Source organism: Massilia sp., from assembly GCF_046293535.1.
GTDB lineage: Bacteria > Pseudomonadota > Gammaproteobacteria > Burkholderiales > Burkholderiaceae_D > Telluria.
Genome location: NZ_JBKBOV010000036.1, coordinates 1 through 22,401 on the forward strand (window position 1 = coordinate 1; position 22,401 = coordinate 22,401).

General features: G+C 65.7%; 20 protein-coding genes. 13 read left to right on the top strand and 7 right to left on the bottom strand.

The annotated features are described in order from the left end of the window. Window positions 1-184: 184 nt before the first annotated feature. Both ACK4S9_RS17330 and ACK4S9_RS17335 read right to left on the bottom strand, forming a co-directional pair. The gene (locus ACK4S9_RS17330) at window positions 185-1,765 is read right to left on the bottom strand and encodes an alkaline phosphatase D family protein (protein WP_409728120.1); all 1,581 of its coding nucleotides are present in this window, start codon (window positions 1,763-1,765) and stop codon (window positions 185-187) included. Continuing rightward, the gene (locus ACK4S9_RS17335) at window positions 1,765-2,202 is read right to left on the bottom strand and encodes an acyl-CoA thioesterase (RefSeq protein ID WP_209587055.1); all 438 of its coding nucleotides are present in this window, start codon (window positions 2,200-2,202) and stop codon (window positions 1,765-1,767) included. The genes ACK4S9_RS17330 and ACK4S9_RS17335 overlap by 1 nt, the downstream gene beginning before the upstream one ends. A gap of 62 nt (window positions 2,203-2,264) precedes the next feature. On the opposite strand from ACK4S9_RS17335, the gene ACK4S9_RS17340 reads away from it, so the two are divergent. Further along, a complete protein-coding gene (locus tag ACK4S9_RS17340; protein WP_409728123.1) occupies window positions 2,265-4,112 on the top strand; it encodes an ABCB family ABC transporter ATP-binding protein/permease in 1,848 nt (615 codons plus the stop codon). A 171-nt stretch (window positions 4,113-4,283) separates the two neighbouring features. Here the strand turns inward: ACK4S9_RS17340 and ACK4S9_RS17345 are convergent, their stop codons facing one another. From ACK4S9_RS17345 to ACK4S9_RS17355, 3 genes are all read right to left on the bottom strand, one after another. After that, window positions 4,284-5,363: a type II asparaginase gene (locus ACK4S9_RS17345; RefSeq protein WP_409728126.1), complete on the bottom strand. Its 1,080-nt coding sequence runs from the start codon at window positions 5,361-5,363 to the stop codon at window positions 4,284-4,286. Window positions 5,364-5,387: 24 nt separating this feature from the next. Further along, window positions 5,388-6,674 carry an amidohydrolase family protein gene (locus tag ACK4S9_RS17350; protein ID WP_409728130.1) on the bottom strand — a complete coding sequence of 429 codons (1,287 nt, stop codon included), beginning with the start codon at window positions 6,672-6,674 and terminating at the stop codon, window positions 5,388-5,390. A gap of 90 nt (window positions 6,675-6,764) precedes the next feature. Then, a complete protein-coding gene (locus ACK4S9_RS17355; RefSeq protein WP_409728133.1) occupies window positions 6,765-8,027 on the bottom strand; it encodes a dicarboxylate/amino acid:cation symporter in 1,263 nt (420 codons plus the stop codon). A gap of 178 nt (window positions 8,028-8,205) precedes the next feature. Here ACK4S9_RS17355 and ACK4S9_RS17360 point away from each other — a divergent pair, with 178 nt between their 5' ends. The 7 genes from ACK4S9_RS17360 (at window position 8,206) to ACK4S9_RS17390 (ending at window position 13,481) form a co-directional block, all read left to right on the top strand. Beyond that, window positions 8,206-8,931, top strand: coding sequence for an amino acid ABC transporter ATP-binding protein (locus ACK4S9_RS17360; RefSeq protein WP_409728136.1), 726 nt, complete (start codon window positions 8,206-8,208; stop codon window positions 8,929-8,931). Window positions 8,932-9,014: 83 nt separating this feature from the next. Next, window positions 9,015-10,079: a dihydroorotase gene (gene pyrC, locus ACK4S9_RS17365; RefSeq protein ID WP_409728139.1), complete on the top strand. Its 1,065-nt coding sequence runs from the start codon at window positions 9,015-9,017 to the stop codon at window positions 10,077-10,079. A 6-nt stretch (window positions 10,080-10,085) separates the two neighbouring features. Then, entirely contained in the window at window positions 10,086-10,889 is an 804-nt protein-coding gene (locus tag ACK4S9_RS17370; RefSeq protein ID WP_409728142.1) for a DUF3025 domain-containing protein, read from the top strand. 10 nt (window positions 10,890-10,899) lie between these two features. Next, window positions 10,900-11,916, top strand: coding sequence for a Gfo/Idh/MocA family protein (locus tag ACK4S9_RS17375; RefSeq protein ID WP_409728145.1), 1,017 nt, complete (start codon window positions 10,900-10,902; stop codon window positions 11,914-11,916). Between the two features lie 67 nt (window positions 11,917-11,983). Beyond that, window positions 11,984-12,322, top strand: coding sequence for a hypothetical protein (locus ACK4S9_RS17380; protein WP_409728148.1), 339 nt, complete (start codon window positions 11,984-11,986; stop codon window positions 12,320-12,322). Between the two features lies 1 nt (window position 12,323). Then, window positions 12,324-12,689: a glyoxalase superfamily protein gene (locus ACK4S9_RS17385; protein WP_409728151.1), complete on the top strand. Its 366-nt coding sequence runs from the start codon at window positions 12,324-12,326 to the stop codon at window positions 12,687-12,689. A 36-nt stretch (window positions 12,690-12,725) separates the two neighbouring features. Continuing rightward, window positions 12,726-13,481: an NYN domain-containing protein gene (locus ACK4S9_RS17390; protein WP_409728154.1), complete on the top strand. Its 756-nt coding sequence runs from the start codon at window positions 12,726-12,728 to the stop codon at window positions 13,479-13,481. A gap of 14 nt (window positions 13,482-13,495) precedes the next feature. Here ACK4S9_RS17390 and ACK4S9_RS17395 read toward each other — a convergent pair whose 3' ends face one another. Both ACK4S9_RS17395 and recG read right to left on the bottom strand, forming a co-directional pair. Then, entirely contained in the window at window positions 13,496-14,236 is a 741-nt protein-coding gene (locus tag ACK4S9_RS17395) for a tetratricopeptide repeat protein (RefSeq protein ID WP_409728157.1), read from the bottom strand. Between the two features lie 87 nt (window positions 14,237-14,323). Next, entirely contained in the window at window positions 14,324-16,387 is a 2,064-nt protein-coding gene (gene recG, locus ACK4S9_RS17400) for an ATP-dependent DNA helicase RecG (protein WP_409728160.1), read from the bottom strand. Window positions 16,388-16,492: 105 nt separating this feature from the next. Here recG and queA point away from each other — a divergent pair, with 105 nt between their 5' ends. The 5 genes from queA to secF all read left to right on the top strand — a co-directional run bounded on the left by queA (window position 16,493) and on the right by secF (window position 22,259). After that, complete coding sequence (gene queA, locus ACK4S9_RS17405) at window positions 16,493-17,515, top strand: tRNA preQ1(34) S-adenosylmethionine ribosyltransferase-isomerase QueA (protein WP_409728163.1); 1,023 nt, start codon at window positions 16,493-16,495, stop codon at window positions 17,513-17,515. Between the two features lie 9 nt (window positions 17,516-17,524). Further along, on the top strand, window positions 17,525-18,664 hold the full coding sequence (tgt, locus tag ACK4S9_RS17410; protein ID WP_409728166.1) for a tRNA guanosine(34) transglycosylase Tgt: 1,140 nt from the start codon (window positions 17,525-17,527) through the stop codon (window positions 18,662-18,664). 271 nt (window positions 18,665-18,935) lie between these two features. Continuing rightward, window positions 18,936-19,268 (top strand): preprotein translocase subunit YajC, encoded by a 333-nt coding sequence (gene yajC, locus ACK4S9_RS17415; protein ID WP_409728169.1) that lies wholly within the window; start codon window positions 18,936-18,938, stop codon window positions 19,266-19,268. A 67-nt stretch (window positions 19,269-19,335) separates the two neighbouring features. Further along, window positions 19,336-21,234 (top strand): protein translocase subunit SecD, encoded by a 1,899-nt coding sequence (gene secD, locus ACK4S9_RS17420; protein ID WP_409728172.1) that lies wholly within the window; start codon window positions 19,336-19,338, stop codon window positions 21,232-21,234. A 2-nt stretch (window positions 21,235-21,236) separates the two neighbouring features. Further along, a complete protein-coding gene (secF, locus tag ACK4S9_RS17425) occupies window positions 21,237-22,259 on the top strand; it encodes a protein translocase subunit SecF (protein ID WP_409728175.1) in 1,023 nt (340 codons plus the stop codon). The last annotated feature ends 142 nt before the right edge of the window (window positions 22,260-22,401 follow it).

The window sequence follows — 22,401 nt, forward strand, 5'->3', positions numbered from 1 at the left end:
GTCTTGCGCTCTCGCCGGAAGTCGTAGGCGCCAGTGGCGCGTACGACGAGTTAGGTGCTTAAAGTTTGCTTGTTGGATACGCTTACACCGCCGCCGTTTCCCTAAACCCCTATTAATGTAGAGTTAGCGATTATCCCGGACAGCAGTGGGCCTGCGCCGGGACCCAAGTTCCGTATTGCAGCCGCTAGCCCACCCGCTCCGCGCCCGCCACCCCATCTGCCACGCGGAACGCAGCCAGTTCCGCGATGGCCGATTTTGCATCCCGCACGTCGTCCAGCCCCATGAAGTGCGCCACCGTGTGCTTCGGCGTCACCTCGAGCAGCATGTAGCCCCGCTTGTCGCTGCGCCCGTACAGCATGTGCGGATTGTTCTCCATGTGGGCCAGCGTGCGTTCCTGCGAGCGCGAACTGGAGGTCACCGAGGTTCCCACGAATTCCGTCGCCACCACCGCGTTCTGCTTCGACACCGGCTTCGAGAAATCCGGCCGCAGCGAGGTCGCATAGAAGGTGTGCACGTCGCCACCCAGCACCAGCGGATTGTGCGCGCCCTGCCTGACGATCGTGTCCAGCAGGCGCCGCCGGGCCGCCGGGTAGCCGTCCCAGCCGTCGGTCCAGAAGCGCCCGTCTTCCGGTTTGCGCACCGGCGCGCTGCTCGACTGCGCCATCAGGGTCTGCTGCGCCAGGATGTTCCATCGCGCGCGCGAGGTAGCCAGGCCTTGCTCCAGCCAGGCTTCCTGCTGCGCGCCCAGCATGGTGCGGCGCGGGTCGCGCAGGGCCGCGCAGGCGCGTGCGAACACGGCGTTCGAGCCGCCGCGGGTATCCGACTTGGTGCAGGCCTGCGGCGAGCGGTACTGGCGGTCGTCGAGCACGTGGAAGCGCGCCAGCCGGCCCCAGTCGACGCGCTGGAACAGCTCGACCTGCGCGAAGCCGTCGCGCCGCACGGCGGGCAGGCGCAGCGGCATGTGTTCGTAGAAGGCCTGGTAGGCCGCGGCGCGGCGGCTGGCGAAGTCCTGCGCCAGCCGCTCGTCGCGCAGGCCGGCGTAGTCGTTGGCCACCTCGTGGTCGTCCCAGGTCACGATCCAGGGCGCCGCCGCATGCGCGGCCTGCAGGTCCGGATCACTTTTATACTGCGCATAGCGCCGACGGTAGTCCGACAGCGTGAACGACTCGTCGCTGCGCACTGCGCGCGCGGGGTGGCGCAGCTGGTACGGTCCCCACTCGTAGATGTAGTCGCCCAGGAAGGCGACCAGGTCGGGACTGCTCGCCGCGATGTGGCGGTGCGCGGCATAGCTGCCGAACTCCCAGTGCTGGCAGGAGGCCACCGCCAGCTTGAGCTGGCCAGGCATCTCGTCGCGCGCGGGCGCGGTGCGGGTGCGTCCGACCGGGCTGACGGCGTCGCCCAGCATGAAGCGGTACCAGTACCAGCGGCCCGGCGCCAGGCCCTTCACGTCGACGTGCACGCTGTGGGCCAGCTCCGGCGTGGCCACCGCCGTGCCTTTGGCGGCGATGCTGCGGAAGCCCTCGTCGTGCGCGACTTCCCAGCGCAGCGTCATCGCCAGCGGCGGCGTAGCGTCAGGCTTGAGCGGGTCGCTCAGGATGCGCGTCCACAGGATGACGGAATCGGGCAGCGGCGAGCCCGAGGCGACGCCCAGGCTGAACGGGGAGGGACCTTTCGCGGACGAGGCGCAGGCGCTCAGGCTGGCGGCGGACAGCGCGGCCGAGAGCCGCGCCGCGTCGAGCAGGAACAGCCGGCGCCCGGAGGACATCAGTCGTGGCTGATCAGCGAGTCGAGCGGCGGCAGCTGGCGCGGCTTGCGGTCGGGGCCGGTAGCGACATAGGTCAGCTGCGCTTCGGTCACTTTCACGACGTCCGCCTGCAGGCGGTTGCGCTCGGCATAGACCTCGACGCAGACGGTGATCGAGGTATTGCCGACCTTGACGATCTCGGCATAGAAGGACAGCAGGTCGCCCACGAACACCGGCTGCTTGAACAGGAAGGAGTTCACGGCGATGGTGGCCACGCGTCCGTTCGCGCGGCGGGTGGCCGGCAGCGAGCCGGCGACGTCGACCTGGGCCATGATCCAGCCGCCGAACACGTCCCCATACACGTTGGCGTCGGACGGCGCGGGCATCACGCGCAGTTCGGGCATCTTGCCTTCAGGCAGGCGGGTTCGTGGAGCGGCGGCATTTTGTGGCGTGGTCATCTTGATTTCTCGGTAAAAGCTACAATCGTCCCGAATTGAACCATAAATCCCCCAGCCCTGCCATGCGACGCACTCCCGCCAGTAACCTACCTCTGCCGCCCGACGCCAAGGGCGTGCCCCGCAACGACTGGGCTACCTTGCGCACCCTGTTCCCCTATCTGTGGGTCTACAAATGGCGCGTGCTGGCGGCGCTCGCCGCGCTGGTGGGCGCCAAGATGGCCAACGTCGGCGTGCCGCTGGTGCTCAAGCAGCTGATCGACCAGCTTGCCATCGACCCGAAGGATCCGCACGCGCTGCTGGTGCTGCCGCTCGGCGCGCTGGTCGCCTATGGCCTGCTGCGCCTGTCCACCACGCTGTTCACCGAGCTGCGCGAATTCCTGTTCGCGCGCGTAACGCAGCGGGCGGTGCGGACCATCGCCCTGAAGGTGTTCCGCCACCTGCACGCGCTGTCGCTGCGCTTCCACCTGAACCGCCAGACCGGCGGCATGACGCGCGACATCGAGCGCGGAACGCGCGGCGTCAACTCTCTGATCTCCTACTCGCTGTTCAACGTGCTGCCGACGCTGGTGGAGATCACGCTGGTGCTCGGCTACCTGGTGCTGAACTACGACATCTGGTTCACCGTCATCACCGGCGTGGCGCTGGTCAGCTACATCGCCTTCACGGTGATCGTCACCGAGTGGCGCACGCACTTTCGCCGCACCATGAACGAGCTCGATTCCAAGGCCAATACCAAGGCCATCGATTCGCTGCTCAACTATGAAACGGTGAAGTACTTCGGCAACGAGGAATACGAAGCGAAGCGCTACGACCAGGGTCTGCAGAGCTTCGAGAACGCCGCGGTGCGTTCCCAGACCTCGCTTTCTTTCCTGAACACGGGCCAGTCCCTGATCATCGCCACCGCCGTCACCCTGATCCTGTGGCGCGCCACCGAAGGCGTGATCGCCGGCACCATGACCCTGGGCGACCTGGTGCTGGTGAACTCCTTCATGATCCAGCTGTACATCCCGCTGAACTTCCTGGGCGTGATCTACCGCGAGATCAAGCAGAGCCTGGCCGACATGGAGCGCCTGTTCTCGCTGCTCGACCAGAACCGTGAAGTGGCCGACAGCCCGGGCGCCCAGCCGCTGGTGACGCAGGGCGCCAGGGTCGAGTTCTCGCACGTGGAGTTCAGCTACGAAGCCAAGCGCCAGATCCTGTTCGACGTCGACTTCACGATTCCGGCCGGGACCACGACCGCGGTGGTGGGACACAGCGGCTCCGGCAAGTCGACCCTGTCGCGCCTGCTGTTCCGCTTCTACGACGTGAACGGCGGCGCGATCCGCATCGACGGCCAGGACCTGCGCAACATCACCCAGCAATCGCTGCGCGCATCGATCGGCATCGTGCCGCAGGACACGGTGCTGTTCAACGACAGCATCGAGTACAACATCGCCTATGGCCGGCCGGGCGCCTCGCACGCGGACATCGTGGCGGCTGCGCGGGCCGCCTCGATCCACGACTTCATCGAAAGCCTGCCGGACGGCTACAGGACCACCGTGGGCGAGCGCGGCCTGAAACTGTCGGGCGGCGAGAAGCAGCGCGTGGCGATCGCGCGCACCTTGCTGAAGAACCCGGCGATCCTGATCTTCGACGAGGCGACCTCCGCCCTGGACTCGAAGTCGGAGCAGGCGATCCAGGCGCAATTAAAGGAGATCGCGAAGGACCGCACGACCCTGGTGATCGCGCACCGGCTGTCGACCATCGCGGATGCGCAGCAGATCATCGTGCTGGACCACGGGCGCATCGTGGAGCGCGGCACGCACGGGTCGCTGCTGGCGGCGCGCGGCCTGTATGCGCAGATGTGGGAACGGCAGCTGGCGCGGCCGGATGAGGAGCTGGCGTCGCCGCCGCTGGAGATTGCGAAGTAGAAGTTGCGGTGCGCCGCAGCTTCTTTCATCGCTAGCCTCAGAACGTCATCCCGGCGCAGGCCGGGATCCGATTCCTTCGCATAGTGAGGACGCATGCAGTACCGCTGCGCATGCAACTTGGGTCCCGGCCTTCGCCGGGACGACGGTCTTGAGGCTGGTAGTACTACAAGATCAGTAGGTATAGAACATCCGCTGAATGTCCTTGGTATTGCTGGTCCTGGTCAGCGCCAGCATCAGGAGGATGCGCGCCTTCTGCGGGCTCAGCGTGTCCGCCACCACGAAGTCCAGCTGGTCGTCATTCGCCTCGCCATTGCGCGCCACGATGCCCTGGCCCACACGCGAGGAACGCACGATCACCACACCCTTCTCACGCGCAGCGGTCAAGGCCGGCTTCGTTCTAGCCGGCAGGCTGCCATTGCCCACGCCCGCGTGCACCAGGCCCTTGGCGCCGGCGGCCACCAGCGCCTTCACCGCCACGTCGCCCACGTTGGCATACGCGTAGGCCACGTCCACCTGCGGCAGCGCATCCAGCTTCGACACGTCGAACTCGGTCTCCGTGGTGTGCTTGCGCGTGACCTCACGGTAGAAGAAAGGCTTGCCGCCCTGGATGTAGCCGATCATGCCCAGCTCGGCCGCACGGAAGGTGTCGGCGGTGGTGGTGTTGGCCTTGGTGACGTCGCGCGCCGCGTGGATCTGGTCGTTCATCGCCACCAGCACGCCCTTGCCCGCCGCGCTTGGCGAGCCGGCCAGGTTGACCGCGTTGTACAGGTTGATCGGGCCGTCCGCCGACAGGGCGGTGGACGGGCGCATCGACCCGACCACCACCACCGGCTTCTTGCTTTTCACGACCAGGTTCAGGAAGTAGGCCGTCTCTTCCAGCGTGTCGGTGCCGTGCGTGATGACGATGCCGTCCACGTTCGGCTGTGCCAGCAGGGCGTTGACACGCTTGGCCAGGACCAGCCAGTGCTCGTTGCCCATGTTTTCGCTGGCGATCTGGAACACCTGCTCGCCGCTGACGTTGGCGACCCTGGTGATTTCCGGGACCGCCTGGATCAGCGCCTGCACGCCCACGGTGGCGGCGGTGTAGCCGACCGTGGTGGTGCTGCTGGCGCCGGTGCCGGCGATGGTGCCGCCGGTAGCGAGGATGGTCACGTTGGGCAGCCTGTTTGCCTGCGCCTGGGCCGCCGAGGCGAGCAGGAACAGGAAGGCGAACAGCGCCGCGCATGCACGGCTGGACTTCTGGAACAGCATGTACTTCTCCTTCGATAAAACTGCTTACGGCTTCTTGTAGACGACGCCGTCCTTCATCACGAACTTGACCTGCTCGAGCACCTTCACGTCGCGCAGCGGATCGCCCTCGACCGCGATGATGTCCGCGGCAAATCCCGGTTCGACCGAACCCAGGCGGTTGCCCTGGTCGAGCAGGGCGGCCGCATGCAGGGTCGCCGAACGAATTGCCTCGGCAGGCGACATGCCCGCCTCGACCATGTAGCCGAATTCCTTCGCGTTCTCGCCATGCGGGAACACGCCGGCATCGGTGCCGAAGGCGATCTTCACGCCGGCCTTGTGGGCGCGTGCGAAGGTGGCCTGCAGCTGCGGGCCGATCGCGGCCGCCTTCGGGCGCACCAGGGCAGAATAGTAGTCCGGAATCTTGGCCTTGTCCGCCACGTAGCGGCCTGCCGAGATGGTCGGCACGTACCAGTGGCCGGTCTTCTTGAACAGGGCGACGGTCTCGTCGTCCATCAGGGTGCCGTGCTCGATCGAGTCGACGCCGGCGCGCAGTGCGCGCTTCATGCCCTCGGCGCCGTGCGCGTGGGCCGCGACGCGGAAACCGTAGTCCTTGGCGGTGCTGACGATGGCCTTCAGCTCGTCCTCGGTGTACTGCGAGTTCTGGCCGTTGGCGGCCTGGCTCAGCACGCCGCCGGTGGCGGTGATCTTGATCAGGTCCGCGCCTTCCTTGTAGCGTTGGCGCACGGCCTGGCGGCCTTCTTCCGGGCTGTCGATCACGCCCTTCTCGGGACCGGGAGCGCCGAGTTTCTCGCTCAGGAAGTGCGACAGGTTGTTGGTCGGGTCGGCATGGCCGCCGGTGGTGGCGATCGACTTGCCGGCGGTGAACATGCGCGGGCCCGGGATCTCGCCGGCCGCGATGGCGCGCTTGAGCGAGACGTTCAGGCCGTCGGCCGCGCCGAGGTCGCGCACCGTGGTGAAGCCGGCCATCAGGGTGCGGTGGGCGTATTTCACCGAACGGAAAGCCATGTCCTGCGGGTCGGCGGTGAGGCGGTCGCGGTAGGCATCGACCACCGGCGCGGTCTCGCTGGTCAGGTGCACGTGCATGTCGATCAGGCCCGGCAGGCAGCTATGGCGCGACAGGTCGACGTTCCCTGCCGCCTGGGTCATCGGGCCGACGGACTTCACGACGCCGTTCTCGACCACGATGCTGACGCGCTCGCGCCAGGTGCCGCTCTTGACGTCGAGCAGGCGGCCGCAGTCGATGGTCTGGGTGGCGGCGTGGGCGCTGCCGAACGCGCCCAGCAGCAGGCTTGCCATGGTCAGTTGTTTCATGTCTCGCTCCTCATGTTGTTATAGGTAGTGATGGAAAAAAGGCCCTCCATCGCTGGAAGGCCTTCGGTACTGAAGATGATTCGCGCTGCTTTAGCGCAGCGGCGAGATGGCCGGATCCTTGTTCGGATCCGACAGGTCGCCTTCCCACTTCGCGACCACGGCGGTGGCGATGCCGTTGCCGATCACGTTGGTGGCCGAGCGGGCCATGTCCAGGAAGTGGTCGATGCCCAGCAGGAGCAGCAGGCCGGCTTCCGGAATGTTGAACTGGGCCAGGGTGGCGGCGATGACGACCAGCGAGGCGCGCGGCACGCCGGCCATGCCCTTCGAGGTCAGCATCAGGACCAGCATCATGGTCAGCTGGGTCGCCAGGTCGAGTTCGATGCCGTAGGCCTGGGCGATGAACACCGCCGCGAAGGTGCAGTACATCATCGAGCCGTCGAGGTTGAACGAGTAGCCGATCGGCAGCACGAAGGCGGCCAGGCGGTTCTTGACGCCGAAGCGCTCCAGGCCCTCCAGGGTCTTCGGGAAGGCCGCTTCCGACGAGGCGCAGGTGTAGGCCAGGATGGTCGGCTCCTTCAGTTCGGAGATCAGGCGCAGCACGCGGCGGCCGAGGAAGATCCCGCCGATCAGGATCAGCACCACCCACAGCAGGATGATGCCGAGGTAGAACTCGGCCATGAAGATGCCGTAGGTCGACAGCACGCCCAGGCCGCTCTTGGCAACCACGCCGGCCACCGCCGCGAACACGGCGATCGGCGCGAAGTTCATGACGTAGCCGGTGACCTTCAGCATGATGTGGGCGATGCCGTCCACCGCGTCGATCAGCGGGGTGGCGCGCGCGCCCACGGCGGCGGCCGCGGTGCCGAAGAAGACCGAGAACACCACGATCTGCAGGATCTCGTTCTTGGCCATGCCGTCGAAGATCGAGGTCGGGATCAGGTGGGTGATGAAGTCCTTCATGGACAGGCTGGAGGTCGTGATGCCCGACGAGGCGCCGATCGGCGGCACGGCGCCCGACAGGGCCATCGCGTCGCCCGGACGGAACAGGTTCACCAGGATCAGGCCCAGCGACAGCGAGATGACCGAAGCGATCACGAACCAGCCCAGCGCCTTGGCGCCGATGCGGCCCACTTCCTTGGCGTCGCCCATCTTGGCGATGCCGACCACCAGGGTCGAGAACACCAGCGGCGCGATGATCATCTTGATCAGGCGGAGGAACATGGTCGTGATCAGCGACATCGTCTCGGCGAAGCCGGCCGGGTCCTCGAAGCTGGTGTTGGCCACGTAGCCGACGACGATCCCGAGCACGAGGCCGACCAGGATGTAGGTTGTCAGGCGGTTCTTTTTATCCATAATGCTTCCTGTCTCGTGGACCTGTGCATAACCCGCGGCAGGGATGGCACTGTCGCAAGGCGAATTGTTGGGTATTTTTATCGTAGGAGAACGGTGATTCGTTCTGGTGGGTAAGGCAAGTTCCGAAGTATCCTTGTGGCTAGAAATGCTGTCAAGCACGCTTACACGAGTACAACAGATGATCGAAATCGAGAACGTCAGCAAGTGGTATGGCAACTTCCAGGTGCTGCGCGCATGCAGCACCCGGGTGGAGCGCGGCGACGTGGTGGTGGTGTGCGGACCCTCCGGCTCGGGCAAATCCACCCTGATCAAGACTGTCAACGGGCTGGAGCCCTTCCAGGAGGGAATCGTGCGGGTAGACGGGATCTCGGTGGGCGACCCCAAGACGAAGCTGTCGCAACTGCGCGCCCGCATCGGCATGGTGTTCCAGAACTTCGAGCTGTTCCCGCACCTGTCGGTACGCGAGAATCTGACACTGGCCCAGGTCAAGGTGCTGGGCCGCAGCAAGGACGAAGCGCTGGCGCGCGGCCTGGCATACCTCGACCGGGTCGGCCTGCTGGCCCACAAGGACAAGTACCCGGGCCAGCTCTCGGGCGGCCAGCAGCAGCGCGTGGCGATCGCGCGCGCCCTGGCGATGGACCCGGTGGCGATGCTGTTCGACGAGCCCACTTCCGCGCTCGACCCGGAGATGATCGGCGAGGTGCTCGACGTGATGGTGGGCCTGGCGCAGGAGGGCATGACCATGATGGTGGTGACCCACGAGATGGGCTTCGCGCGCAAGGTGGCGGACCGGATCGTCTTCATGGACCAAGGCAGCATCGTCGAGGACACCCCGGCCGACGATTTCTTCGCCGCCCCGCGCTCCGAGCGGGCGCGCGAGTTCCTGGCCCGTATTATTCATTAGTTAATCACTGGCCCCGGCGCGCTGTCCGGGCGGCGCTGCGGGTAAAATGTCGCGATCTGAACCCGCGCAATCCGAGAGCTGCCATGTCCCCCATCGACACCCCTGACACCATCACCATCACCCGCCCCGACGACTGGCACCTGCACCTGCGCGACGGCGCGGCCTTGTCCAGCGTGCTGCCGCACAGCGCGCGCCAGTTCGCGCGTGCGATCGTGATGCCTAACCTGAAGCCGCCGGTCACCACCACCGCCATGGCTGCCGCCTACCGCGAGCGCATCCTGGCGGCGCTGCCTGAGGACATGGCCCGGCCGGCGCCCCGGTTCGAGCCGCTGATGACGCTGTACCTGACCGACAACACCGATCCGGACGAGATCCGCCGCGCCCAGGATTCCGGCTTCGTCCACGCGGTCAAGCTGTATCCGGCCGGCGCCACCACCAATTCCGATGCCGGCGTCACCGACCTGAAGAAGTGCTACAAAACGCTGGAAGTCATGCAGGAAGTCGGCATGCCGCTCCTGGTGCACGGCGAAGTGACCGACAACGAGATCGACCTGTTCGACCGCGAAGCCGTGTTCATCGAGCGCGTCATGCGCCCGCTGCGCAGCGCCATGCCGGTCCTGAAGGTGGTGTTCGAGCACATCACCACCAAGGAAGCGGCCCAGTACGTGGCCGAGGCCGAAGGGCCGATCGCGGCGACTATCACCGCCCACCACCTGCTGTACAACCGCAACGAGATCTTCCGCGGCGGCATCCGCCCGCACTACTACTGCCTGCCGGTGCTCAAGCGCGAGGAACACCGCCTGGCGCTGGTCACGGCCGCCACCAGCGGCGACGAGCGCTTCTTCCTCGGCACCGACTCCGCGCCGCACGCGGTGCACACCAAGTACGCCGCCTGCGGCTGCGCCGGCTGCTACACCGCGCTGCACGCGATGGAGATGTACACCGAAGCCTTCGCCCAGGCCGGCGCGCTCGACAAGCTCGAAGCCTTCGCCAGCCTGAACGGCCCGGCCTTCTACGGCCTGCCGGTCAACGAAGGGACGATCACGCTCAAGCGCGAGTCCTGGACCCTGCCGGACACCGTGCCCTTCGGCGAACATTCGCTGGTGCCGCTCAACGCCGGCGAGACCATCCACTGGAAGATGGTGTAAGCCTGCATGCTGTCGCAGATCGACTGGTCGCGCCCGTGGTATGACGCGGTGCGGCCGGCCTGGCTGGAAGTCGCGCGCCTGGGTCTGGACGGCGACGACTTCCTCGACGCCTTCAACCGCAACGCGGCACGGCTCGGCCTGCGCAACCACGCCGGACTGCCGCTGCGCTTCGTGCCGCAGTCCGCGCTGCCGGAGGGGACTGCCTACGAGGAATTCATCGGCGCCACCGGCCAGGTCCCGACCCGCGACAACCTGCACGACTTCTTCAATGGCCTGGTGTGGCAGACCTTCCCGCTCATCAAGCGCCAGTTGAACGCCCTGCAGGCCGCCCAGATCGCCCAGGCCGGCATCGGCAAGTCGCGCGGGCCGGCGCGCGATGCCGCCACCATTTTCGACGAGAACGCCGCGCTGCTGATGGTGCGCGAGGGAAGGTGCGGACGGGCGCTGGTGGACGAACTGCGGGCCCACGGCTGGCTGTCCGCCCTTCATGACAAGCGCGCTGTCTTTGCAAGCGATGTGCGAATCTGGCTGTTTGGCCACGCGCTGATGGAAAAGCTGGTGGCGCCGCGCAAGGCGATCACCGCCCATACGCGCGTCGTCTTCGCCAGCGACGATGTGCTGGCGCTGGCCCCTGGCGACCAGCGTGCCTGGCTCGACGCCCACGTGGCGGACGAGCTGGCGCGCGACGGCTTGACGACCGCCGGCTTCACGCCGCTGCCGGTGCTCGGCGTGCCCGGCTGGTGGCCCGGGCAGGACCGCGACTTTTATCTCGACACGACCGTCTTCCGTCCAAAACGGCGGACGACCTGAAAGGAATACGATGGCAAACGCAGTATGCTGGGGCATCCTCGGCACGGGCAAGATCGCGCGCGCCTTCGCCAATGCGTTGAAAGATGTGCCGGACGCCGTGCTGGCGGCGGTTGCCTCGCGCAGCCTCGACAAGGCCCAGGCCTTCGTGCAGGAATTCGGCGGCAATGCCGCGGCCTATGGCAGCTACCAGGAGCTGCTTGACGCTTCCGGCATCGACCTGGTCTACGTCGCCACCCCGCATCCCCGGCACGCCGACAACGCCCTGATGGCGCTGCGCGCCGGCAAGGGCGTGCTGGTCGAAAAACCCTTCGCCATGAACCTGCGCGAAGCCGAGCAGGTGGTCACGCTGGCGCGCTCGCGCCGCCTGTTCCTGATGGAAGCCATGTGGACGCGCTACTTGCCGGCCTTCGACGAAGTGCGGCGCATCATCGCCTCGGGCGAGATCGGCGCGGTGCGCCAGGTGGTGGCGGACTTCGGCATCGCCCCGGATGCCGGCCCCGAACACCGCCTCTACAATCCGGAACTCGGCGGCGGCGCGCTGCTCGACCTGGGCATCTATCCGCTGTCGATCGCCACCGCGCTGCTCGGCCCGGTTGCCGAGATCAAGGCCCAGGCCATGCTCGGAGACACCGGCGTCGACGTGCAGACCGGCTTCACCTTGCGGCACGAGGGCGGCGGCCTGTCGGTGTGCAGCTGCTCCTTCCAGGCGCGCACGCCCTGTGAGCTGACGGTGTCGGGCGCGCGCGGCCATGTGCGCATGAACACCATGTTCCACCGCGCGACGAGCGTCACCGTCAGCCTCGAGGACGGCAGCACACGCACGGTCGATACGCCTTACCTCGGCAACGGCTACGTGCACGAAGTGATCGAGGCGCAACGCTGCTTCAACGCAGGCTTGCCGGAGAGCCCGGGCATGAGGCTCGAAGAGACGCTGGCGCTGATGGGCGTGATGGACGAGATCCGGCGCCAGGTCGGCCTGGCTTACGAGAGCGACCGCAGGAGCCTGCGGCCCGTGCATGCGGCCTGAATTGACAAGCCGGAGCGCTGCGCGAATACTGGAGCGGTATTGACCACCATTCCAGCGGAGTCCCTCCATGCGCAAGCTTGCATCCCTCGTCCTGGCCGCCGGCCTGCTGTCCAATAGCGCGGCCTGGGCCGATCCGGTACCGCTAGATAAAATGGACTACGTCGGCAACTGGCAGGGCAAGGACATGCAGCTGTCGCTGTCGAAGGAAGGCAAGGTCGAATACAAGCGCGGCAGGCCGAACGACCAGGTCAACCTGAGCATCGACCTGAAGGGCTTCAAAGGGAACAGCTTCGAGGCCGGCGTCGCCTTCGTGCGCACCACTTTCGTGGTCAGCAAGCCGCCGCAGCGCGAGGGCGGAAAGTGGAAGATGACGGTCGATGGCGTCGAGCTGACCAGGGTCGACTGAGATGCTGCGCGCCATCGCACCCATCCTGCGCATCTTCGACGAAGCGAAAGCCCGCGAGTTCTACGTGAGCTTCCTCGGTTTCCAGGTCGACTGGGAGCACCGCTTCGAGCCCGGCCTGCCGCTCTACCTGCAGGTCTCGCGCGACGGCTGCGTGCTGCACCTGAGCGAACACCACGGTGATTGCTGCCCTGGCGCCGCGATGCGCATCGAGGTCGACGACATCGATGCCCTGCACGCGGAGCTGTCGGCGAAACAGTACGGCTACGCCCGGCCGGACATCGACGACACGCCCTGGGGCTCGCGCGACATGTCGGTGAAGGACCCGTTCGGGAACCGGCTGACCTTTACCAACGCCATCAGTACCTGATGTAACTGTCCTTGCCTTCCACTGGGAGAGCCGAGTTTGCATACTGATCAACGCGTCGCGGTCCTGATCGATTGCGATAACGCGAACCCCTCCGTACTCGATTACGCCATGCAGTGTGCCGCTGAATGCGGGCGCGTGGTGCTCAAGCGGGCGTATGGCAACCACACCACCCTGGCCAATCGGTGGAAGGAGTCGCTCCTGCCGATGGGCTTCGCCCCCTACCTCCAATTACAGTATGCGACCGGCAAGAACACGGCCGATATCGCGTTGGCGCTGGATGCGCTGGAAGCTTTGCTGGACGGCCGTGTCGACTGTTTTCTTGTCGTGACCAGCGACTCTGACTTCGTGCACCTTTGTCACAAGCTGCGCGAACGCGGCGCTGCCGTGCATGTTGTCGGCGAGGCCAAGACGCCGGGTGCGCTGCGCGGCGCCTGTGACCGCTTTTTCAGATTCGTCCCGGCAGAAGCGGCTTCGCCGGCGCCGCATTCCCTGCCTGCGTCCCCTGCACCAGTGCCGGCGATTACGACAGCGTCTTCTGTGGCGAAAAAGCACCCCAATTTCGTCATCGACGCCATCGCTCAGTTATCGCCAGGGGCCCCAGGCGGCAGGGTGCACTTGGGTGCCTTGGGCAACCATCTCGACAAGGTTGTGCCGGGGTTCAAGTCGAAGCAGTACGGTTATCCGAAGCTGATCGAGATGCTGCGGGCGTACCCGTCACTGGAAGTTCACGATCAGGGAGGCCAGGCTTGGACCGTCCGCCTCGTGCAGGGTTCTAGCCGGAAGGCTGCCTGATACGCAATCCTGCTTCAGGAACGCGCGGCATCCAGCCTGTGCAGCAGCTCGCGGTGCAAGTCCAGCGTGTACTTGCTCATATGCCGGCGCGCGTGCTCGATCTCCTTCAGCTCGCGCTGCGCCACCGCCTCGTCGCGGTTGGCAAGCGCCCACAGCGCCAGTTCCACCCGCGCCTCGATGCTACCGAAGCGTTCCACAAGCGCTGAGAACTGGGCGCCGGCTTCTGCCTGCCGTCCGGTGGCGGCATAGGCGCGGCCCAGCGCCAGTCCGACTTCCTCGGGCCGGTAGCCCGGCTGTTTTGCCTGCAGCGGCGCCAGGAGGCCGATTGCCGCGTCGAGCTCACCGTTCGCCGCTTTCGCACGCGCCGCTCCCAGGATCACCTCGGCGTCATTGGCGAACGGCCCCTGCAGGCAGGCGTCGAATTGCGCCGCCGCTTCCGCGGCCTGTCCCGCTTCGAGCAGCGCACTGGCCAGGCGCATCTGGTTGTGCGCTGTCGGGGTCAGGTCGAAGGCTTGCCGGGCTTCGCGCACGGCGCGGCCCGGGTCGAGCTTCTTCTGCAGTGCGTGCCCGGCCGTCCTGGCCCGGCGCTCCAGGCGCGAATGCGGCAGGAAGACGGCCGCGAAGTAGACCAGGCTGCCGAGCAGGGGGAAGGCGAACAGGATCAGCAGCCAGTACAACTGCCGCCCGGTGCGCACGGCATGGACGGCGAAGAAGACGGCGACGATCAGGTGAAGTCCGAGTCCGAGAATGGGCATGGCCGTACGTGGGTGGTGGGCAAGCCGCCACGATAGCCCGGTTCGGTGGCCCGATGTCTATCGGATTGTCACGGCTTGCGCTGATCCCTAGACCTTGAGGAATTCCTCGCGCCCGCCCAGCCAGCGCGTCAGGTGGGCATCGACGACCGCCATGTATTCGGGCCGCTCGCCGTTGTCCAGCAGGTACTGCGCCACGTCGCGCGCCTTGTCCACGATCCACTGGTCGGTCTCCAGGTCGGCGAAGCGCAGCATCGCCTCGCCCGACTGGCGCGCGCCCAGGAATTCGCCGGGGCCGCGGATTTCCAGGTCGCGCCGCGCGATCTCGAAGCCGTCGGTGGTCTCGCGCATCGTCATCAGGCGCTGCTTGGCCACCTGGCCCAGCGGGCTCTGGTAGAGAAGCAGGCACACGCTCGCGGCCGAGCCCCGGCCCACGCGGCCGCGCAGCTGGTGCAGCTGCGACAGGCCGAAGCGCTCGGCGTGCTCGATCACCATCAAGGAGGCGTTCGGCACGTCGACGCCGACCTCGATCACGGTGGTCGCCACCAGCACGTGGATGTCGCCTGCAATGAAGGCGTCCATGATCACCTGTTTTTCCGCCGGTTTCAGGCGACCGTGCACCAGGCCCACCTGCAAGTCGGGCAGGGCTTCGGCCAGGGTCTCGTAGGTCTCGGTCGCGGTCTGCAGCTGCAGCACCTCGGATTCCTCGATCAGCGGGCAGACCCAGTACACCTGGCGCCCCTCCTGCGCGGCGGCGTGGACGCGCTCGATCACCTCGTCGCGCCGGTTCTGGTCGATGGCGCGCGTGACGATCGGGCTGCGCCCCGGCGGCAGCTCGTCGATCACCGAGACCTCGAGGTCGGCGTAATAGGTCATGGCCAGGGTGCGCGGGATCGGCGTGGCCGACATCATGAGCTGGTGCGGCACCAGGCCGTCGCTGCCCTTGTTGCGTAGCGTCAGGCGCTGGCCGACGCCGAAGCGGTGCTGCTCGTCGACGATGACGAGGCCCAGGCGCGCGAACTGCACCGTGTCCTGGATCAGGGCGTGGGTGCCGATCACCAGCTTGGCTTCGCCGGATTCGATCAGCTCCTTGGCCGCGTCCTTTTCCTTTTTCTTCAGGCTGCCGGTCAGCCAGGCCACCTTCACGCCGAGCGGCTCCATCCAGGCCGCGATCTTGCGGAAGTGCTGCTCGGCCAGGATCTCGGTGGGCGCCATCAGCGCCGCCTGGTAGCCGCTGTCGATCGCCTGGGCGGCGGCCAGCGCCGACACCACGGTCTTGCCGCTGCCGACGTCGCCCTGCAGCAGGCGCTGCATCGGATACGCCTCGCGCAGGTCGGCGCCGATCTCCCGCACCACGCGCTGCTGCGCACCGGTGAGCTCGAAGGGCAGGGCGGTCAGGAAGGACGCGGACAGTTCTCCGACCGCCAGCAGCTGCGGCGCGCCTTTCTCGCGGCGCGCGCGCTGTGCCCGTTTCAGCGACAGCTGCTGGGCCAGCAGCTCGTCGAATTTCATGCGGGTCCAGGCCGGGTGGCTGCGCTCGGTGAGCGCGTATTCGTCCACGTCCGCCGGCGGGTAGTGCAGCAGGCGCACCGAGGGCTCGAAATCCCACAGCTGCAGGCGCGAGAGGAAGGCGTTGGGCAGGGTGTCGCGCCAGTCGACCCGCTTCATGGCGTCGGCGATGGCGCGCCGCAGCACCGTCTGCGACAGGCCCTCGCCGGCCGGATACACCGGCGTGAGCGAGGTAGGCAGGGGCGCGCCCTCGTTGATCACCTTGTAGGTGGGGTGCACCATCTCGGCCCCGAAGAAGCCGTGTTTCAGTTCGCCCCGGGCGCGCACCCTCACGCCTTCGGACAATTGCTTGACCTGGCTGCCGTAGAAATTCATGAAGCGCAGCTGCAGCTCGCCCGTGTCGTCGGAGATCTGTACCAGCAGCTGGCGCCGCGGCTTGTACGTGATTTCGTTCCTGAGCACGACCCCTTCGACCTGCCAGGTCTGCAGGCCGCGCATGCTGGCTTCGCGGATGGAGACGACCTTGGTCTCGTCCTCGTAGCGCATGGGCAGGTGCAGCACCAGGTCCATGTCGGTGCGCAGGCCCAGCCGGGCCAGCCTGGATTCGAGGGTTTTCGGGGCGGATGTGGTTTTTGGGGCGGGCATATTGCGGCATTCAGGCAGATGCTGGCGTAAAATAGAGGGTTCGCCGCACGCATTGCAGCCTCTATTGTAAGGCTGTCAGCATCCATTTTCCCAGAATTGACAACAATGTACTCGCTTTCCGATTTCGATTTCGACCTGCCGCCAGAGCGGATCGCGCAGCATCCGCTGCCTGACCGGAGCGCCTCGCGCCTGCTGCAGCTCGATGGCGACCAGATCACCGACCGCCATTTCGCGGACATCGTCGACCAGCTCCAGCCGGGCGACCTCCTGGTGATGAACAATACGCGCGTGCTCAAGGCGCGCTTCTTCGGCGTCAAGGAAACCGGCGGCCAGGTGGAAGTGCTGGTCGAGCGCGTGCTGGACAACCGCACGGTGCTGGCGCAGGTGCGCGCATCGAAGTCGCCCAAGCCGGGCAACCGCATCCGCCTGGCCGACGCCTTCGACGTCACGGTCGGCGAGCGCGCCGGCGAGTTCTTCACCCTCATTTTCGAGGGCGACGTGTTCGAGCTGATCGAGGCCCACGGCCGCCTGCCGCTGCCGCCCTACATCGAGCACAACGCCGACGAGTTCGACGAGCAGCGCTACCAGACCGTGTATTCGAAGGAACCCGGGGCGGTGGCCGCGCCGACCGCCGGCCTGCACTTCGACCAGCCTTTGCTGGACCGCCTGGCCGAGAAAGGAATCAAGCTGGCGTACGTGACCCTGCACGTGGGCGCCGGCACCTTCCAGCCGGTGCGGGTCGAGGACCTGTCGGCGCACCAGATGCATTCCGAGTGGTACACGATCCCGCAAGAGACGGTGGATGCGGTGCGCGCGGCCAAGGCGGCGGGACGCGACGTGGTGGCGGTCGGCACCACCTCCTTGCGGGCGCTGGAATCGGCTTCGCAGTCGGGCAAGTTGAAGGGCGGCAGCGACGACACGGCGCTGTTCATCACGCCGGGCTATGCCTTCAAGACGGTGACCCGCCTGATCACCAACTTCCACCTGCCCAAGTCGACCCTGATGATGCTGGTGTCGGCCTTTGCCGGCTACCACGAGATCCGCAAGGCCTATGCCCATGCGATCGCCAACGAATACCGCTTCTTCAGCTATGGCGACGCCATGCTGCTGACGACGACCTCACGTTAAACCATACCGATGCTCGAATTTACCCTTCTTAAAAAAGACACCAGCGGCCTGTCGCACGCGCGCCGCGGCCGCTTGACGCTCAACCACGGCACCATCGAAACCCCGATCTTCATGCCGGTCGGGACCTACGGCTCGGTCAAGGCGATGTCGCCGGTCGAGCTGAAGGAAGTCGGTTCGCAGATCATCCTGGGCAACACCTTCCACCTGTGGCTGCGCCCGGGCACGGCGGTGCTCGACAAGTTCGGCGGCCTGCACAAGTTCATGGGCTGGGACGGCCCGATCCTGACCGATTCGGGGGGATTTCAGGTGTTCTCGCTGGGCGCGATGCGCAAGATCACGGAAGAGGGCGTCAAGTTCGCCTCGCCGATCGACGGCTCGCGCCAGTTCCTGTCGCCTGAAGTGTCGATGCAGATCCAGCGCTCGCTGAACTCGGACATCGTGATGCAGTTCGACGAGTGCACCCCCTACGAAATAGATGGGAGACCCGCGACGGCCGAAGAGGCGGCCAAGTCGATGCGCATGTCGTTGCGCTGGGCCCAGCGCTCGATGAACGAATTCAAGCGCGGCGAGAACCCGAACGCGCTGTTCGGCATCGTCCAGGGCGGCATGTACGAGCACCTGCGCGACGAATCGCTGGCGGGTCTGGAAGATATTAATTTTCCTGGCCTGGCGATCGGCGGCCTGTCGGTGGGCGAGCCGAAGGAAGACATGCAGCGCATCCTGGCCCACGTCGGCCCGCGCCTGCCGGAAAACAAGCCGCACTACCTGATGGGCGTCGGCACCCCGGAAGACCTGGTCGAAGGCGTCGCCAATGGCGTCGACATGTTCGACTGCGTCATGCCGACCCGCAATGCGCGCAATGGCTGGCTGTTCACCCGCTTTGGCGACGTCAAGATCAAGAACGCGCGCTACAAGGATGACGAGGCGCCGCTGGACGAGTCGTGCGATTGCTATTGCTGCAAGAATTTCTCGCGGGCGTATCTGCACCACCTGCACCGCTCGAACGAGATCCTGGGCGCGCGCCTGAACACCATCCACAACCTGCACTTCTATCTGAAGATCATGCAGGAGATGCGCGATGCGATCGATGCGGACAGGTTCAATGAGTTCCGGATCCAGTTCCGGGCTGACCGCTCACGCGGGGTGTAAGCGGGCGCTTACTACTGAGTTTGTAGGGGGCGGCTCTGCCGACCGCGCGTTCACATCCTGCATGCCCTGTGGCTGCTCATCACCGAGTTGGCCGCGCGGACGGCGCAGCGTGATCTGGTTCACCGGACCAGATCACGCCTACAGAAATTAAATTTCCAGCAATATCTTGCAATTGGGAATTGCAAACCTACATACCCTCAGATTGTCCCCGGCCCCACCGCCGGTGCTAGAATATACCGCTTATTTTTTAATCCTCACAATCGGAGTCCTTGTGTTCATTTCCAACGCGTACGCGCAAACGACGGCTGCAGCCGATCCTGGCCTGATGGGTAGCCTGACCACCTTCCTGCCGCTGATCCTGATGTTCGTGGTCATGTATTTCCTCATGATCCGTCCTCAGCAAAAACGCCAGCGCGAGCTGAAAGCAATGATGGACGCACTGGCCAAGGGCGACGAAGTGGCGACCGCCGGCGGCATCCTGGGCCGCGTCGTCAAGGTGGCCGACACCACCGTGACCCTGGAAATCGCCACCGGCACCGAGATCGTGGTCCAGAAGAACGCAGTGGTGACGCTGCTGCCGAAAGGCACCCTGAAGGCACTGTAAGGCCAGTCAAGCACCACCAGCGGCCCCCGGGGGCCGCATCGTGCCCAACATTGAACGCTGGAACACTATGAATCGCTATCCCGTCTGGAAATATCTATTGATCGCCGTCGCGCTCCTGCTGGGCGCGCTGTACACGGCGCCGAACTACTTCGGCGAATCGCCGGCACTGCAGGTTACCACCGGTAAAACGACGGTCAATATCACCAGCGCCACCGTCGGCCTGGTCGAAGATACCCTCAAGCGCAATGGTGTTCCGGCTACCGCCATCGCCCTGGAAGGCACCGGCAACAGCACCGCGGTACGCGCGCGCTTTGCCAGCACCGATGACCAGTTCAGGGCCAAGCTGGCGCTCGAGCGCGACATGAATCGCGACCGCGAAAATCCCGACTACATCGTCACCGTCAACCTGGCGAAGAATACCCCGGCCTGGATGGAAGCCATCGGCGCCAAGCCCATGAACCTGGGCCTGGACCTGCGCGGCGGCGTGCACTTCCTGCTGCAGATCGACAGCAAGGCCGTGCTCGACACGAAGGTGAAGGGCCTGCAGGCCAGCGTGCGCAGCCAGCTGCGCGACGCCAACATCCGCCACGCCGGCATCGAGCGCGTCGGCAACAGCATCGAAGTGCGCTTCCGCGAGGCCGCCACCCGCACCGACGCCCGCAATACCCTGGCCAAGCAGTCGCAAGACCTGCTGTTCACCGATGCCGCCGACGGCACCGAGCTGAAACTGGTCGTCTCCCTCAAGCCGGAAGCGGTGCGCCGCACTGTCGAAGAAGGCGTGAAGCAGAACATCTCCACCCTGTCCAAGCGCATCAACGAACTGGGCACCACCGAACCGCTGATCCAGCAGCAGGGCGCCGACCGCATCATCGTCCAGCTGCCGGGCGTGCAGGACGTGGCGCGCGCCAAGGACATCATCGGCCGCACCGCCACCCTGGAACTGCGCATGGTCGACCACACCGTGACGCCGGGCACCGAACTGACCGCCGCGATTCCGCTGAACTCGGAACTGTTCACCGAGGGCCGCGGCGCCCCGGTGGTGGTATCCAAGGACATCATCCTGACCGGCGACTACATCTCGAGCGCCGTCGCAAGCTTCGATTCGAACCAGCAGCCGGCCGTCTCGATCGACCTGAACGGCGACGGCGGCCGCCGCATGCGCCTGGCCACCCGCGAAAACGTCGGCAAGCGCCTGGCGGTCCTGCTCAAGGAAAAAGGCCAGTACAGCGTGCCGACGGCCCCGGTCATCAACCAGGAACTGGGTTCGACCTTCCAGATCACCGGCATCGGCAGCATCGAAGACGCCAACGAGCTGGCGCTGCTGCTGCGCTCGGGCGCACTGTCGGCGCCGATGGAATTCATCGAGGAGCGCGTGATCGGCCCGCAACTGGGCGCCGAGAACATCGAGCGCGGCCTGAATTCGACCCTGTGGGGCTTCGTGGCGATCGCGGTCTTCATGGTCATCTACTACCACCTGGTGGGTACGGTCAGCGCGATCGCGCTGGCGGCCAACGTGCTGCTCCTGCTGGCCTTGCTGTCGATGCTGCAGGTCACATTGACCTTGCCGGGTATTGCCGCAATCGCGCTCACGCTCGGCATGGCGATCGACTCCAACGTGCTGGTCAACGAGCGCATCCGCGAGGAGTTGCGCGCGGGCGCCACGCCGCAGGTGGCGATCAATGCCGGCTACAAGCACGCCTGGGACACGATTTTCGACTCCAACGTCACCGCCCTGATCGTCGGCCTGGCGCTCCTGATCTTCGGTTCCGGTCCGGTGCGCGGCTTCGCCGTGGTGCACTGCCTGGGCATCCTGACCTCGATGTTCTCGGCCGTGTTCCTGTCCCGTGGCCTGATCAACCTCTGGTATGGCCGCAAGAAGAAACTGACGCACATCTCGATCGGCACGGTCTGGAAAGAAGGTTTTACGCCTAACAAGCAAAACGCGACTCAGGGAGCGCAGGACTAAACATGGAATTTTTCAAGATTAAACGGGATATCCCGTTCATGCGTCACGCCATGATCCTCAATGTGATCTCGGTGGTGACTTTCCTGGCAGCCGTGTTCTTCCTGGTGACCAAGGGCCTGCACTGGTCGGTCGAGTTCACCGGCGGTACCGTGATGGAGCTGCACTACCCGCATGCCGCGGACCAGGAAAAGATCCGCGGCACGCTGCGCGGCATCGGCTATGAAGCGCCCGAGGTGACCAGCTTCGGCACCGCCCAGAGCGTCCTGCTGCGCCTGCCGATCGTCGAAGGCCAGGACCAGGCCGGCACCTCGGGCCGCGTCTTCAACGCGATCTGCGCTTCGGAGCAGGGCAAGCCGACGGTCGCCCAGGTCACGACCGACAAGGGCGAGCAGGTCAACCGCACCGCCTGCGTGACCGCGGACAACAAGGAATTGATCAGCCTGCAGCGCGTCGAGTTCGTCGGCCCGGCGGTCGGCGAAGAGCTGGCGCAGAACGGCCTGAACGCGCTGATCATGGTGGTGATCGGCGTGGTCATCTACCTGTCGGTCCGCTTCGAGTGGAAGTTCGCGGTCTCGGCGATCATCGCCAACCTGCACGACGTGGTCATCATCCTGGGCTTCTTCGCCTTCTTCGAGCTGGAGTTCTCGCTGACGGTGCTGGCGGCGATCCTGGCGGTGCTGGGCTACTCGGTCAACGAATCGGTCGTCATCTTCGACCGAATCCGCGAGATGTTCCGCAAGCAGCGCAAGATGAGCGTGACGGAAGTGATCGACCACGCGATTACCAGCACCATTTCGCGTACCATCATCACCCACGGCTCGACCCAGATCATGGTCCTGTCGATGCTGCTGTTCGGCGGCCACGCGCTGCACAACTTCGCCATCGCGCTGACCATCGGCATCTGCTTCGGCATTTATTCCTCGGTGTTCGTTGCGGCGGCACTGGCGATGTGGCTCGGCATCAAGCGCGAAGACCTGGTCAAGCCGGTCAAGGAGAAGGACGAAACCGACGGCGCCGTGGTGTAAACGCACGCTTTCTCCCCAAAAATGCCGCCCAGGCCTTGCCTCGGCGGCATTTTTTACATCTAGATCAAGCCGGTGTGACAATTAGGCAGTTTATGTGCGGTAACGCACGGAAGGCCGCAGAGGCGCTCCCTATAGTGGACCT

Bases quoted from the DNA above. Each gene is read 5' to 3' on its own strand.
- ACK4S9_RS17330 (WP_409728120.1), bottom strand. From the start codon at position 1,765: ATGTCCTCCGGGCGCCGGCTGTTCCTGCTCGACGCGGCGCGGCTCTCG.
- ACK4S9_RS17335 (WP_209587055.1), bottom strand. From the start codon at position 2,202: ATGACCACGCCACAAAATGCCGCCGCTCCACGAACCCGCCTGCCTGAA.
- ACK4S9_RS17340 (WP_409728123.1), top strand. From the start codon at position 2,265: ATGCGACGCACTCCCGCCAGTAACCTACCTCTGCCGCCCGACGCCAAG.
- ACK4S9_RS17345 (WP_409728126.1), bottom strand. From the start codon at position 5,363: ATGCTGTTCCAGAAGTCCAGCCGTGCATGCGCGGCGCTGTTCGCCTTC.
- ACK4S9_RS17350 (WP_409728130.1), bottom strand. From the start codon at position 6,674: ATGAAACAACTGACCATGGCAAGCCTGCTGCTGGGCGCGTTCGGCAGC.
- ACK4S9_RS17355 (WP_409728133.1), bottom strand. From the start codon at position 8,027: ATGGATAAAAAGAACCGCCTGACAACCTACATCCTGGTCGGCCTCGTG.
- ACK4S9_RS17360 (WP_409728136.1), top strand. From the start codon at position 8,206: ATGATCGAAATCGAGAACGTCAGCAAGTGGTATGGCAACTTCCAGGTG.
- pyrC (WP_409728139.1), top strand. From the start codon at position 9,015: ATGTCCCCCATCGACACCCCTGACACCATCACCATCACCCGCCCCGAC.
- ACK4S9_RS17370 (WP_409728142.1), top strand. From the start codon at position 10,086: ATGCTGTCGCAGATCGACTGGTCGCGCCCGTGGTATGACGCGGTGCGG.
- ACK4S9_RS17375 (WP_409728145.1), top strand. From the start codon at position 10,900: ATGGCAAACGCAGTATGCTGGGGCATCCTCGGCACGGGCAAGATCGCG.
- ACK4S9_RS17380 (WP_409728148.1), top strand. From the start codon at position 11,984: ATGCGCAAGCTTGCATCCCTCGTCCTGGCCGCCGGCCTGCTGTCCAAT.
- ACK4S9_RS17385 (WP_409728151.1), top strand. From the start codon at position 12,324: ATGCTGCGCGCCATCGCACCCATCCTGCGCATCTTCGACGAAGCGAAA.
- ACK4S9_RS17395 (WP_409728157.1), bottom strand. From the start codon at position 14,236: ATGCCCATTCTCGGACTCGGACTTCACCTGATCGTCGCCGTCTTCTTC.
- recG (WP_409728160.1), bottom strand. From the start codon at position 16,387: ATGCCCGCCCCAAAAACCACATCCGCCCCGAAAACCCTCGAATCCAGG.
- queA (WP_409728163.1), top strand. From the start codon at position 16,493: ATGTACTCGCTTTCCGATTTCGATTTCGACCTGCCGCCAGAGCGGATC.
- tgt (WP_409728166.1), top strand. From the start codon at position 17,525: ATGCTCGAATTTACCCTTCTTAAAAAAGACACCAGCGGCCTGTCGCAC.
- secD (WP_409728172.1), top strand. From the start codon at position 19,336: ATGAATCGCTATCCCGTCTGGAAATATCTATTGATCGCCGTCGCGCTC.
- secF (WP_409728175.1), top strand. From the start codon at position 21,237: ATGGAATTTTTCAAGATTAAACGGGATATCCCGTTCATGCGTCACGCC.